The following is a 13,048-nucleotide window of genomic DNA, read 5'->3' on the forward strand; positions in this document are numbered from 1 at the left end:
CCGGAGGTCAGGCCTGCTCGGTGGCGCCGTCGGCGGCGCCGGCCGAGAGCTCGAGGTAGGCCGTCTCGGCGGCCCCCTGCTCGGCCTGCTTCTTCGAACGGCCGGTGCCGTGGCCGTAGAGCTGGTCGCCGACCCGGACCCGGGCGACGAAGGTCTTCATGTGGTCGGGGCCGTCGTCCTCGATCACGTAGTCGGGCACGCCGAGGGCCAGCGACGCCGAGAGCTCCTGGAGGGAGGTCTTCCAGTCCAGGCCGGCGCCCATCGAGGCGGCGGCGACCATGACGTCGTCGAAGAGCCGGTGCACGACCTCGGCGGACGACTCGATGCCGCCACTCATGTGGATCGCACCGATCACGGCCTCGACGGTGTCGGAGAGGATCGAGGCCTTCTCGCGACCGCCGGTTGACTCCTCACCGCGGCCGAGCTTGATGTGCTGGCCGAGGTCGATCGCCCGCGCCACCTCGGCGAGCGCCCGGGCGTTGACCACGGCCGCGCGCAGCTTGGCCAGCCGCCCCTCGGAGAGATCGGGGTGGTTGGTGTAGAGCGTCTCGGTGACCACGACGCCCAGCACCGAGTCGCCGAGGAACTCGAGGCGCTCGTTGGTGGGGATACCACCGTTCTCGTAGGCGTACGAGCGGTGGGTCAGGGCGCGCTCGAGGAGCTCGGGATCCAACGTGGGGTTCCCGAGCGCCTCGCGCAGCTCCTGGGTGCTCAGCGGAGTTGGCTGGAGCCGGCTCAGAGGACCTGGCGACGGTCGGCGCGAGCGCCGTACTGGCCGCAGGCACCGCAGGCGCGGTGCGGCAGGTGCTTCGCCTCGCAGGCCGGGTTGGCACAGGTCACGAGGCTCGGCGCGACGGCCTTCCACTGCGACCGGCGGTGGCGCGTGTTGCTGCGCGACATCTTCCGCTTCGGGACAGCCATGGTTCTCTCCTAGGTGTTGCCGACCGGGACACCCCGGTCGTTGCGTGTGAGTCTGGGTCGAGCTGGTCAGTCGGTGGTGCTGGGGTCCTGCAGGTCCTGCTCGCTGAGCGCCGTGAGACCGGCCCAGCGCGGATCGATCTGCTCCTCGTGTGCGTGGTCGGGATCATCGGCGAGCCGGGCGCCACACTCGACGCACAGTCCGGGACAGTCCTCCCTGCACAGCGGCTGGAACGGTAGTGCGAGCACCACCGCGTCCCGCAGCAGTGGCTCGAGGTCGAGCAGGTCGTCCTCGAGCCGGCTGACCTCGTCGTCCAGGTCCTCGTCGGACGGGTCGTGCCGGGTGTCGTCGTAGACGAACAGCTCCTGGAACCGGACCGTGATGTCGTCCTCGATCGGTTCCAGGCACCGTGCGCATTCGCCGACCAGCCCTGCCGTAGCGGAGCCGGAGACCAGCACGCCCTCCATGACCGCCTCCAGCCGCAGGTCGAGCTCGACCGGCGATCCTTCGGGGACATGCAGGACTTCGATGCCAAGTTCTGCCGGTGCCGGCTCGGTGCGTACCGTCTCCAGCTGGGACCCCGGGCGCCGGCCGAGCTCGCGTGTGTCGAGCACGAGCGGCGCTCTCGGGTCCAGGCTGGTCACGATGTCACTCCGGTCCGAACACTGAACAGAACCACGAAAGCGTAGCCGTCGGGCGGGTGAACGGGCAAAACGGGGTCGGCTGAGATCACTGGCCGCCGGCGCGCTCGGCGAGCCGCTCGACCAGCAGGTCGCGCACGAAGTCGGGCACCAGCCCGGTGACGTCGCCGCCGAAGGTGGCCACCTCCTTGACCAGGCTGCTCGCCACGAAGGACCACTCGGGGCTGGTGGGCACGAAGACGGTCTCGACGGGGGCGAGGCTGGAGTTCATCTGGGCCATCTGGAGCTCGTAGTCGAAGTCGCTGACCGCGCGCAGGCCCTTCACGATCGCGTCGATGTCGTGCTGGAGGCAGAAGTCGGTCAGCAGGCCGGTGAACCCGTCGACACGCACGTTGTCCCATCCGGCGCAGGCGCGCGTGAGCATGTCCATGCGCTCGTCGGGGGCGAAGAGTCGGCTCTTGGACTGGTTGACCCCGACCCCGACGATGACCTCGTCGAAGAGCTTCGCTGCCTTCTCGATGACGTCGAGGTGGCCGTGGGTCACCGGGTCGAAGGATCCGGGGCACACGGCCCTGTGCAGTCGTCCGGGCATGGCACTCGACTCCTGGATCGGATGGGTCAAAGGGTGGTGGCGCTGGGGGCGGCGTGACCGTACCAAAGCACCGTCTCGCCGTACTTCTTCGACCGCTCCCCCTCCAGCCCGGCCGGCCAGACGAGCTCGGGTCCGCGCACGGACCGCTCCACGACCACGAGCGCGCCGGGCACCAGCCACTCGTGGGCGACCAGCGCGGCGAGCGCGCCGGTGACGTCGGCGTCGGGGAGCGGGTAGGGCGGGTCGAGGAAGGCGATGTCGTACGGCGCGGTCGGGGTCTTGCGCAGCGCGGTCGCGACGGCGGCGGGGTTGACGTTGGTGCGGGCCGCTCCGAGCGCCTCGGCGTTGCGGGCGATGAGGGCGGCCGTGCGGCGGTCGTGCTCGACGAAGGTCACGACCCCGGCGCCGCGCGACCACGCCTCGAGCCCGACCGCGCCCGAGCCGGCGTAGAGGTCGAGGAACCGCAGCCCGTCGAGGGAGCCGCACCACGCCTCGACGGCGGAGAAGAGTGCCTCGCGCACCCGGTCGCTGGTGGGACGCGTCGCGACGCCCCTGGGCGTGACGAGCCGCCGGCCGCCCGCCGCTCCCCCGATGATCCGCGTCATGACTTGTCCACGAACTCGGAGCGCTGGGAGTCCTCGACGGCGGTGACGGCGGCGGCGAGGTCGGGGTAGGGCGCGAGGTCGGCGTCCTCCGCGAGCAGCTCGTCGGCGGCCTCGCGGGCGCGGATGATCGTCTTCTCGTCGCGCAGCACCCGCAGCGTGACCAGGCTCGAGCGGAACCCCGACTGGTTGGCGCCCAGCACGTCGCCCTCGCGACGCTGCTCGAGGTCGACGCGGCTGAGCTCGAAGCCGTCCGTGGTCGCGGCGACGGCGTCGAGCCGCTCGCGGGCCGGGGTGTCGGCCTCGGCGCGGGACACGAGCAGGCACAGGCCGGGCAGCCCACCTCGACCCACCCGGCCGCGGAGCTGGTGGAGCTGGCTGACCCCGAACCGGTCGGCGTCGAGCAGCACCATCGTCGTGGCGTTGTGGACGTCGACCCCGACCTCGATCACCGTGGTCGATACCAGCACGTCGATCTCGCCGGCCGCAAAGGCGCGCATCGTGCGGTCCTTCTCCTCCGGTGGCAGCCTGCCGTGGAGGATCGCGGTGCGCAGGCCGTGCAGCGCTCCCCCGCTGAGCTCCTCGTGGAGGTCCTCGACGGCGGCGAGCGGGACCTTCTTCGTCGTGACCTCACCGTCCTCGTCGACGTCGAGCTGGTCGCTCTCGCCCTCCTCCAGGGTGTCGCCGCTGATGCGGGGGCACACGACGTACACCTGGTGGCCCTTGGCGACCTCCTCGCGCACGCGCTCCCACACCCGGCCGATCCACGACGGCTGCTCGGCGAGCGGCACGACGTTGGTCTGGATCGGGGCGCGACCGGCCGGGAGCTCGGTGAGCACGGAGGTCTCGAGGTCGCCGAAGACCGTCATGGCGACGGTGCGCGGGATGGGGGTCGCCGTCATCACCAGGACGTGCGGGGGTGACCCGGCCTTGTCGGTCAGGGCGGCGCGCTGCTTGACGCCGAAGCGGTGCTGCTCGTCGACGACGACCAGTCCGAGGTCGGCGAAGGCCACCGAGTCCTCCAGCAGGGCGTGGGTGCCGATGACGATGCCCGCCTCGCCGCTCGCCATCGCGGCGAGGGCACGGTCCTTGGCGGCCTTGGGCATCGACCCGGTCAACAGGGCCACGGAGGTCGCGTCGGCGGCGCTCCCGAGCATCCCGCCCTGGGCCAGGTCGCCGAGCATGGCGGCGATCGAGCGGTGGTGCTGCTGGGCGAGCACCTCGGTCGGCGCGAGCAGCACCGCCTGTCCGCCGGAGTCGACGACGCGGAGCATGGCGCGCAGCGCGACGAGGGTCTTGCCGGACCCGACCTCGCCCTGGAGCAGGCGGTTCATCGGGTGCGGCTCGGCGAGCTCGGACTCGAGCAGCTCGCCGATCTCACGCTGCCCGGACGTCAGCTCGAAGGGCAGGCGGGCGTCGAAGGCGGCGAGCACTCCGCCGCCGCCGCTGCGTGCCTGGGCGCCGAGGGCGCGCTGCGCGGCCCGGCGCCGGGCCAGCACGAGCTGCAGGACCAGCGCCTCCTCGAACCGGAACCGCCGCTGGCCGGCTCCTGCCTGGGAGTAGTCGTCGGGCCCGTGGACCAGCCGCAGCGCGGTCATCACATCGAGCACGTCGTAGCGCTCGCGCAGCTCGCGGGTGAGCATGTCGGGCACGTCGGTGACCAGGTCGAGCGCGACCCGGATGACCTTGATCAGGTCCCAGACGTAGAGCTTGTTGGTCAGGGGGTAGACGGGGAGCAGCTTGCTGAGCGTCTCGTCCTCCCCCTCGCCGTCGCCGAACATCAGCTGGTGGGGCTGCTCGAGCTGCCAGGTGCCGTTGAAGACCTTCGTCTTGCCCGTGAACAGCCCGCGACTGCCAGGGCGCATCTGCTCGACGTACGAGTTGGCCTGACCGGCGTAGGGGCTGAAGAAGGACAGCGAGAAGGACGGCCCGTTGGTCTTGATCCGGACCTCGGTGCGGTACTGCACCTTCCGACCGCGCTGGAAGGTCTTCACCGCGCTGCTGGTCACCTCGCCGACGACGGAGAGCAGCTGCCCGACCTCGGGGTTGCCGACCTCCGAGAGCTCGTTGGTCTCGACGTAGCGACGCGGGAAGTGCCGCAGCAACCCCCCGACGGTGGTGATGCCGAGGCCCTCCTCGACGAGCTTGCGCTTGGGCGAGCGTCCGAAGACGCTCGCCACGGGCGACTCAGGGGTGATCGAGACCATTCACTCCACGCTCACCAGCAGGGGGTAGCGCTCCTGTCCCCCGTCGTGGACGACGACGTCGACGGCCGGGTGCACGCTCTCGACGTACGCCGCTGCCTCGGCCGCCAGGGCCTCGCCCTCGGCCCCGGAGACGATCGTGACGAGCTCACCGCCACCGCCGAGCAGCCGCTCGATGACGCCCGCCGCGACGGCGTGCGCGTCCTGGCCGACGATGGCGAAGTCACCGGCGATCACGCCGAGCACGTCCCCGGGCTCGCACGGACCGGCCATCGTCATCGCCTGCTTGGCCGCGACCGTGACCGCCCCGTGGCGCGCGTGCCGGGCGGTCGCCGTCATCTCGCGGACGTCCTGGTCGAAGCCCCGACCGGGGTCGTGGACGGCGATGGCCGCCAGGCCCTGGACCTGCGCGTGGGAGGCGATCACCTCGACCCGGATCTCGCCGCCCTCCTCGGCGGTGCGGGCGGCGATCTCGGCGACCCGGATCGAGTCGGCGTCGTTGGGCAGCACCACGACCTCCGCGGCGCCGCAGTCCATGATCGCGTCGAGGATCTGGCCGGTGGAGGGTCGCCGGCCGGGACCGCCGGGCACCACCACGGCGCCGGCCTCCTCGAACAGCGACACCAGGCCCGGGCCGGCGGCCACGGCGACGACCTTGCGCCCGCTGCGCGTGGTGGACCGGCGTGCCTCCGCGTGCCCGACCCCCTGTCTGGCCCCCTGCCTGGCCCCCTGTCTGGCCCCGTGCATGGCGACCTGCTCGGCGAAGTGGGTGACCCGCACGCGGTAGGGGCGGCCGGCCTCGATGCCCGCCTCGATCGCCGCTCCCACGTCGTCGACGTGGACGTGGACGTTCCACAGCCGCTCGTCGCCCACCACCACGAGGCTGTCGCCCAGCCCGGCGAGCGTCTTCTTCAGCACGGGGATCGCGGCGGCCTCGGCGTCGAGGAGGTACATCACCTCGTAGGACGGGCCGTCGGGCGTGAGGTCGACGCCCTCGGCGTCGAGCACGGGGACCGGCACCGGGGCGCGGTGCGTCCCGGCCGGGACGGGTGAGGGTCGGCGGCCGGTGGACACCGTCTCGGCGGCGTCGAGGACCACGCACAGGCCGCGACCGCCGGCGTCGACGACGCCGGCGTCGCCGAGGGCCTTGAGCTGGGTGGGAGTGCGGACGAGCGCGTCGCGGGCTGCGGCGGCGGCGGCCGTGAACACGTCGCGGACCCGGGCCCCGTCGTCCCCGGACCGCGCCAGGGCCGCGTCGGAGGCGGCGCGGGCGACCGTGAGGATCGTCCCCTCCACCGGCTCGCCCACCGCTGAGTAGGAGGCGTCGGTGGCGCGCTCCATGGCCTGCGCGGTCATGGCCGCGTTGCGGAGGTCGCCCGGCCCCTCGGCCAGCCGGGAGACGTAGGCGCCGAACATCTGGCTGAGGATGACCCCGGAGTTGCCGCGAGCGCCGAGCAGCGCCCCGCGCGCCACGACGCGCAACGCGTCGCGCACGTCGAGCTCCGGGTCCTCGGCGACGGCCTGCACGATGGCATCACGCGCCGCGGAGACGGTGAGGAACATGTTGGTGCCGGTGTCGCCGTCGGGCACGGGATAGACGTTGAGCGCGTCGATCTCCTCGCGCGCGTCCGACAGCGCGTCGGTGGCGATCTCGACGAAGCGGGCCAGGCCGGCCGTCGAGATCCCGCTCGGAACGGTCTCCATCGCCTGCCCCCTTCCCCGTCGTGTGCGCCCGAAGGGCACAGGCTAGCGCCGCCCACCGACGCCCGAGAAGCAGGACGGGCCCCGAGAGCAGCGCTCTCGGGGCCCGTCCGGGCGCTGCGTCAGATCAGCGCGAGACCTTGCCGGCCTTGATGCAGCCGGTGCAGACGTTGAGACGCTTCGGCGCACCGTTGACGGTGGCGCGGACGCGCTGGATGTTGGGGTCGAAACGACGCTTCGTAATCTTGCGCGACCAGGGTCGGTTGTTGCCGAAGCCGGGCTTCTTGGCGCAGATGTCACAGACGGCAGCCACCGTGTACTCCTGAAAGTTCGTTGATTCGTGTGCGTTCTCGGGCCCGCCGGGGCCGTGACGGCCAGCGAGCAACCGCACAAGAGTATCCGAACGCCCGGCATGGGTGAAATCGAGCGGGACCGCCCTCAGAAGTGCGTCCACCCGGTGGGCCCGTCGTACTCCCCGCCGTCGACCGTGACCCCCGAGCCCTCGCTGACCGCGCCGACGACGAGCCAGCCGTCCGGGACCGCGGCCGCGTCGGGGAACGTGGCGAGGAGGGCATGGTCGTCGCCGCCACCGAGGATGAACTGGAGGGGGTCGGCGCCCAGGGCGGACCCCACAGCGACGAGCGGCTCGGCGAGGTCGAACGCGGAGCGGCGTACGTCGATGGCGACCCCGCTCGCGTCGGCGAGGTGCCCCGCCTCGGCGAGCAGGCCGTCGGAGACGTCGATCATGGCGGTGGCGCCGGCCTCGGCGGCGATCCGGCCCGCGGCGTACGGCGGCTGGGGCCGTCGGTAGGCCTCGACGAGCACCCGCGGCGAGCGGAACCCGCGGCCCAGCACCGCCAGCCCCCCGGCGGCCCAGCCCTGCCGGCCCGTCAGCGCGAGCACGTCACCCGCGACCGCATCCGAGCGCACCACCGGGGCCTGCGTGCAGGAGCCGATGACCGTCACCGCGACCATGATCTCGTCGGCGCGGGTCAGGTCGCCCCCGACCACGCTGGCGCCGACGCTCGCGCACTCGGCGGCGAAGCCTCGGGCGAAGTCGAGCGCCCAGGCGGCGGGCAGGTCGGCGGGCGCCGCCAACCCGATGGTCAGCGAGTGCGCGCTGCCACCCATCGCGTTGATGTCGGAGATGTTCTGGGCGGCGGCCCGGTGACCCACGTCCTCGGCGCTGGCCCAGTCGCGGCGGAAGTGCCGGCCCTCGACCATCAGGTCGGTCGACACGACCACGTGGCCGTTGCGGATCCGCAGCACCGCGGCGTCGTCACCGGGGCCGATCAGCACGTGCTCGCCCTGCTCGAAGAGCGCCGTGAACGCCTCGATCAGGCCGAACTCTCCGGCGTCGGCGACGGTCGCGTCAGGGGGGAGGGCCATGGCGCCCATCAGACCAGATCGGCGATCGCCAGCCCCGTGCCGGGCGCCTATCGTGGTGTGGCGGCGCTCACGGTAGGTTGGCGCTCGCACACACTTCGATCGACACCGAGGAGTCCACGATGGTCGTCCAGGCCTACATCCTGATCCAGACCGACGTCGGCAAGGCAGCAGACGTCGCCAAGGCCATTGCCCAGGTGAAGGGCGTCACGCTCGCCGAGGACGTCACCGGCCCCTACGACGTGATCGTCCGCGCCGAGGCACGCAACGTCGACGAGCTCGGCAAGCTGGTCGTCTCCAAGGTGCAGAACCTCGACGGCATCACCCGCACGCTGACGTGCCCCGTCGTCCACATCTGAGCCTGACCCGTCAACGCCCCGCGTCCTGGTGGATGCGGGGCGTTGCTGCGTCCACCCTGGTGGTGCTCGCGGCCTGCACCTCCGACCTGCCCGACCTCTCCCGCGACGACGCCGGGGCCTGCGCCGAGCTGACGGCCGCCCTGCCCGACCGGGTCGCCGGCGAGGACATCATCGACGACACCGACCGCGCGGCGCGGTGGGGCGGGATCGAGCTCACCTGCGGGGTCGGGGTCCCGGCGGCGTACGACGACTTCGCCGACTGCACGGTCGTCGGTGACGTGGGGTGGTTCCTGCCCCCCGCGGAGCTGAAGGACGCGGGCGTCGACATCGTGGCGACCGCGCTGACCTGGTCGCCCCGCGTCAGCGTGCTGATCCCCGCCGAGCACCGCGGCAGCGACGAGGTCCTGGCCGCGATCGCGCCGGCCATCACCTCCACCCTCACCGAGGGCAAGCCCTGCCTGTGATCAGCGCAGGCCGGTGTCACGCTCGAGCGCGAGGGTGATCAACCGGTCGACGAGCTCGGGATAGCTCACGCCCGAGGCGGCCCACATCTGCGGGAACATCGAGGTCGGGGTGAAGCCCGGCATGGTGTTGAGCTCGTTGATGATCAGCGTGTGGTCGGGCAGGACGAAGAAGTCGACCCGCGCGAGGCCCTCGCAGGAGAGTGCCTCGAACGCCCGGACGGCGTGCGCCCGCAGCTCTTGCTCGACCTCGGGCGGCAGGTCGGCGGGCAGGTCGATCTCGGTGTGCTGGTCGGCGAGGTACTTGGCCTCGAAGTCGTAGAACTCGTGCTCCCCACCGGTGCGGACCTCGGCCGGTCGCGACGTCTCGGGGGCACCGTCGGTCGTCGCGAGCACGCCGCACTCGACCTCGCGGCCGCCGACGACCGCGACCTCGACGAGCACCTTGGCGTCGTACTGCAGGGCGAGCTCGACGGCCTCGACGATCTCGCCGCGGTCGTGGATCTTGCTGATGCCGATGCTCGAGCCGCCGCGGGCGGGCTTGGAGAACGAGGGGTAGCCCAGTGCCTCGACGCGCGCGATCGCGGAGACCTGGTCGACCTGCCACTCACGCCGGGTGACGGTGATGCCGGGCGTGACGGGCAGCCCGGCCGCCTCGAGCACGATCTTCATGTAGGCCTTGTCCATGCCGACGGCGGAGGCGAGCACACCCGAGCCGACGTAGCGCACGCCGGCCATCTCCAGCATCCCCTGGAGGGTGCCGTCCTCGCCCCACGGACCGTGCAGGAGCGGGAAGACGACGTCGACGGCGCCCAGGGTCTCGGGCACCTGCGCTGCGTCGGTGACGACGAGGTCGGTCGAGCCGGCCGCACCGAGGAGCGCGACCATCGAGCGGGACGCGTCGACCTCGGGCAGGGTGCTGCCGGTGATCGCGAGGCGCGAGGCGTCATCGGCCTCCAGCACCCAGCGCCCGTCCGTGGCGATGCCGACGGGGACGACGTCGTACTTCTCCCGGTCGATCGCCGCGAGCACGCTGCCGGCGGTGACGCAGGAGATGCCGTGCTCGCTGGAGCGGCCACCGAAGACGACGGCGATGCGAGGCTTCCGGGGCTGGTTCATTGGCCCGACCCTATCGGCCTACGCTGGTCCGCATGGCTGCCGACCCGTCCCTGCCCGAGTCCGCCCCGACGGCCACGCTGCGCCCCAGCACGGTCGCGGTGACAGCCGGCCGACCGGCCCACCAGCCCGACGCGCCGCTCAACGAACCGATCACGATGGCCTCGACGTACGTCGCCGGCGGCGACCTGGAGTACGGCCGCTACGCCAACCCGACCTGGACCGCGCTGGAGGACACCCTGGGCGCGCTGGAGGGCGGGCGCTGCCTGTCGTTCGCGTCCGGCATGGCGGCGGTGACCACGGTGCTCGACCTCGTCGGCCACGGCGCCAAGGTCGTGGCCCCCCGCCACTCCTACAGCGGGACCGTGCTCCAGCTCGCCGACCTCGAGGCGCGCGGCCGGCTCGTCGCCGAGCTCGTCGACATCACCGACACCGACGCCGTCGTCAAGGCGTGCGACGACGCCGCCCTGGTGTGGCTCGAGTCCCCGACCAACCCGGCGCTCGAGGTCGCCGACATCGAGACGATCACCGCGGCCGCCCACGAGGCCGGCGCCTACGTCGTCGTCGACAACACCTTCGCGACCCCGCTCCTCCAGACCCCGCTCGCGCAGGGCGTCGACCTCGTCGTGCACTCCGCGACGAAGTACCTCGCCGGCCACAGCGACGTCCTGCTCGGCGCCGTCTGCACCAACGACGACGAGCTCTTCTCCGTCATCAAGGGGCGCCGCGACCTGATGGGCGCGGTCCCCGGGGCCTTCGAGGCGTGGCTCGTGCTGCGCGGGATGCGGACGCTCCACCTCCGGGTCGAGCGCGCCCAGGCCAACGCGCAGGAGCTCGTACGCCGCCTGCCGGACCACCCGGCGATCGCCGAGGTGCGCTACCCCGGCTTCGGCGGCATCGTGTCGATCGTGCTCGCGCAGGGGGCGATCGCCGCCGACCTGCTCACCCGCAAGACGAAGCTGTGGGTGCACGCCACCTCGCTCGGCGGGGTCGAGTCGACCTTCGAGCGTCGACGCCGCTGGAAGGCCGAGGCCCCGACGATCCCCGACGCGCTCGTCCGGCTGTCCGTGGGCATCGAGGACGTCGAGGACCTGTGGGACGACCTGCGTACGGCGCTCGACGGCTGCGTCGGCTGACGAGTCGGCGCCAGCTGTCCGCCGGCGCCGACCAGGCGGTCTCCGCGCGCTGCGCGCCCTCGTCCCTCGGCCGCGGCGCGTGCTCGACCGTTCGATGGCAGTAGCCCCGGCGTCGTTCCTCCGCCGGAGCTAACCCATCTCAGCCTTCGTGTCGCGCGAGATGAAGCTGTCCATCATCTCCAGCGCGGTCATCCGGCCGTCCACGACGGCATCGACGTGCTCGGCGATCGGCGCGTCCACCCCGACCCGCTGGGCCAGCCCGAGCAGCGACTTGCAGGACTTGGCACCCTCGGCGACCTGGCTCGTCGAGGCGTAGATCTCCTCGGTCGTCATGCCCTGGCCGAGCTTCTCCCCGAAGGTCCGGTTGCGCGAGAGAGGTGATGAGCAGGTGGCGACGAGGTCGCCCAGGCCGGCGAGGCCCATCAGCGTGAGCGGGTTGGCACCCTGCGCCATGGCGAGGCGCGCGGTCTCGGCGAGGCCGCGCGTGATCAGCGAGGCGGTCGTGTTGTCACCGAAGCCCAGCCCCACCGCCATGCCGACGGCGAGCCCGACGACGTTCTTGTAGGCGCCGCCGATCTCGCAGCCGAGCACGTCGACCGAGGTGTAGGGCCGGAACGCGGCCGTGTGGAAGGCGCGCTGCAGCTGCTTGGCGACGTCCTCGTCGGCGCACGCCACCACCGAGGCCGCGGGCTCGCGGCGGGCGATCTCCTTGGCCAGGTTGGGTCCGCTGACGACGGCGATGCGCTCGGGGCCGGCGCCGGTGACCTCGGCGATCACCTCGCTCATCCGCTTGATCGAGCCGAGCTCGACGCCCTTCATCAACGAGACCATCGTGGCCTTCGCCGGGATCGCCGGCGCCCACGCGGTCAGGTTCTCCCGCAGGCTCTGGGAGGGCACCGTGAGGACGACGATGTCGGCGTCGGCCGCCGCCTGCTCGGGGTCGGTGGTGGCGCTCACGCTCGGCGGCAGCTCGATGCCCGGCAGGTAGCCGGTGTTCTCCCGCTTGCCGTTGATCGCCTCGACGACCTCGTCGCGGCGGGCCCACAGGACGACGTCGTTGCCGGCGTCACCCAGCACGACGGAGAAGGCCGTCCCCCAGGACCCGGCGCTGAAGACGGCGATCTTGGTCATGGGCGGTCCTTCGTGTCGTGGGGGTTGCCGGTCTGCCTGACCCCGGCCTTCCGCGGGTCGAACCGCTCGGCGGGCGCGGTCTCGCCCCGGAGCTCGGCGACGATGTCGGTGATCGCGGCCATGATGCGGTCGGTGGCCTCGTTGACGACCTGGGGCGTCTGCGGCAGTGCGCGCAGGTCGTCGAGCGGCACGGGGTCGGCGGCCTTCATGGTGATGTGCCGGCGCGGGAGGAGGTGGGGCCGCTTGGCGTACGGGTAGAGCACCTCCTGCGCGCCCCAGTGCCCGACCGGGATGACCGGGGCGCCGGTCGCGAGCGCGATCCGGGCGGCGCCGGACTTCCCGTTCATCGGCCACAGGTCGGGGTCACGGGTCAGCGTCCCCTCCGGGTAGACCACGACGCACTCGCCGTCGTCGACGGCACGCACGGCGGCGTCGTACGCCCCGACCGCGCTCTTGGTCAGGCGCTCGACCGGGATCTGGTTGGCCGACGTCAGGACCGTGCCGACGAACCGCGTGCGGAACAGCCCTGACTTCGCGAGGTAGCGCGGGATCCGGCCGTGGTCGTAGACGAAGTGCGCGAGCAGCAGCGGGTCGACGTGGGACATGTGGTTGGCGACCACGAGGCAGCCGCCGGTGGCGGGGATCTTGTCGCCGTCGATCCACGTGCGCGACGTCGCCGCGAGCAGCGTCGGCTTGATCGTGGCGACGGCGAAGTTGATCGCCCATCCCCGTCTGTCCTGCACCCTGCGAACCGACACGCGTGTCCTCCTGATCGTCGGTGAGCAGGCTACTCGCAACGA

15 protein-coding genes are annotated in these 13,048 nt (G+C 72.2%); 3 read left to right on the forward strand and 12 right to left on the reverse strand.

Annotated elements, in window-relative coordinates; genetic code table 11:
- Nucleotides 1-7: 7 nt before the first annotated feature.
- From rnc to C7S10_RS13480, 9 genes are all read right to left on the reverse strand, one after another.
- Nucleotides 8-673 carry a ribonuclease III gene (rnc, locus tag C7S10_RS13440; RefSeq protein WP_243395361.1) on the reverse strand — a complete coding sequence of 222 codons (666 nt, stop codon included), beginning with the start codon at nt 671-673 and terminating at the stop codon, nt 8-10.
- 62 nt (nt 674-735) lie between these two features.
- Nucleotides 736-921: a 50S ribosomal protein L32 gene (rpmF, locus tag C7S10_RS13445; protein WP_108344940.1), complete on the reverse strand. Its 186-nt coding sequence runs from the start codon at nt 919-921 to the stop codon at nt 736-738.
- A gap of 66 nt (nt 922-987) precedes the next feature.
- The gene (locus tag C7S10_RS13450; RefSeq protein ID WP_108344941.1) at nt 988-1,563 is read right to left on the reverse strand and encodes a YceD family protein; all 576 of its coding nucleotides are present in this window, start codon (nt 1,561-1,563) and stop codon (nt 988-990) included.
- A gap of 85 nt (nt 1,564-1,648) precedes the next feature.
- The gene (gene coaD, locus C7S10_RS13455) at nt 1,649-2,152 is read right to left on the reverse strand and encodes a pantetheine-phosphate adenylyltransferase (RefSeq protein WP_243395362.1); all 504 of its coding nucleotides are present in this window, start codon (nt 2,150-2,152) and stop codon (nt 1,649-1,651) included.
- Nucleotides 2,153-2,178: 26 nt separating this feature from the next.
- Entirely contained in the window at nt 2,179-2,757 is a 579-nt protein-coding gene (gene rsmD, locus C7S10_RS13460; protein ID WP_108344942.1) for a 16S rRNA (guanine(966)-N(2))-methyltransferase RsmD, read from the reverse strand.
- Nucleotides 2,754-4,961: an ATP-dependent DNA helicase RecG gene (locus C7S10_RS13465; RefSeq protein WP_108344943.1), complete on the reverse strand. Its 2,208-nt coding sequence runs from the start codon at nt 4,959-4,961 to the stop codon at nt 2,754-2,756. The genes rsmD and C7S10_RS13465 overlap by 4 nt, the downstream gene beginning before the upstream one ends.
- Nucleotides 4,962-6,662 carry a DAK2 domain-containing protein gene (locus C7S10_RS13470; RefSeq protein WP_108344944.1) on the reverse strand — a complete coding sequence of 567 codons (1,701 nt, stop codon included), beginning with the start codon at nt 6,660-6,662 and terminating at the stop codon, nt 4,962-4,964.
- Between the two features lie 124 nt (nt 6,663-6,786).
- Complete coding sequence (gene rpmB, locus C7S10_RS13475) at nt 6,787-6,972, reverse strand: 50S ribosomal protein L28 (RefSeq protein WP_036491057.1); 186 nt, start codon at nt 6,970-6,972, stop codon at nt 6,787-6,789.
- 125 nt (nt 6,973-7,097) lie between these two features.
- Nucleotides 7,098-8,048: a thiamine-phosphate kinase gene (locus C7S10_RS13480; RefSeq protein ID WP_108345004.1), complete on the reverse strand. Its 951-nt coding sequence runs from the start codon at nt 8,046-8,048 to the stop codon at nt 7,098-7,100.
- Nucleotides 8,049-8,167: 119 nt separating this feature from the next.
- Between C7S10_RS13480 and C7S10_RS13485 the strand changes: the two genes are divergently transcribed.
- Nucleotides 8,168-8,404: an Lrp/AsnC family transcriptional regulator gene (locus C7S10_RS13485; RefSeq protein WP_108345005.1), complete on the forward strand. Its 237-nt coding sequence runs from the start codon at nt 8,168-8,170 to the stop codon at nt 8,402-8,404.
- Between the two features lie 32 nt (nt 8,405-8,436).
- Nucleotides 8,437-8,868, forward strand: a complete 432-nt coding sequence (locus C7S10_RS13490; protein WP_108344945.1) for a DUF3515 family protein — start codon at nt 8,437-8,439, stop codon at nt 8,866-8,868.
- Here C7S10_RS13490 and C7S10_RS13495 read toward each other — a convergent pair whose 3' ends face one another.
- The gene (locus C7S10_RS13495; RefSeq protein ID WP_108344946.1) at nt 8,869-9,984 is read right to left on the reverse strand and encodes a D-alanine--D-alanine ligase family protein; all 1,116 of its coding nucleotides are present in this window, start codon (nt 9,982-9,984) and stop codon (nt 8,869-8,871) included.
- Between the two features lie 32 nt (nt 9,985-10,016).
- Between C7S10_RS13495 and C7S10_RS13500 the strand changes: the two genes are divergently transcribed.
- A complete protein-coding gene (locus C7S10_RS13500) occupies nt 10,017-11,117 on the forward strand; it encodes a trans-sulfuration enzyme family protein (protein WP_108344947.1) in 1,101 nt (366 codons plus the stop codon).
- Between the two features lie 129 nt (nt 11,118-11,246).
- On the opposite strand, the gene C7S10_RS13505 is transcribed toward C7S10_RS13500, so the two are convergent.
- Together C7S10_RS13505 and C7S10_RS13510 are read right to left on the reverse strand one after the other, a co-directional pair.
- Nucleotides 11,247-12,248, reverse strand: a complete 1,002-nt coding sequence (locus tag C7S10_RS13505) for an NAD(P)H-dependent glycerol-3-phosphate dehydrogenase (RefSeq protein WP_108344948.1) — start codon at nt 12,246-12,248, stop codon at nt 11,247-11,249.
- Entirely contained in the window at nt 12,245-13,006 is a 762-nt protein-coding gene (locus tag C7S10_RS13510) for a lysophospholipid acyltransferase family protein (RefSeq protein ID WP_108344949.1), read from the reverse strand. The genes C7S10_RS13505 and C7S10_RS13510 overlap by 4 nt, the downstream gene beginning before the upstream one ends.
- Nucleotides 13,007-13,048: the final 42 nt, after the last annotated feature.

It is taken from the genome of Nocardioides currus, assembly GCF_003057875.1.
Classification (GTDB): domain Bacteria; phylum Actinomycetota; class Actinomycetes; order Propionibacteriales; family Nocardioidaceae; genus Nocardioides; species Nocardioides currus.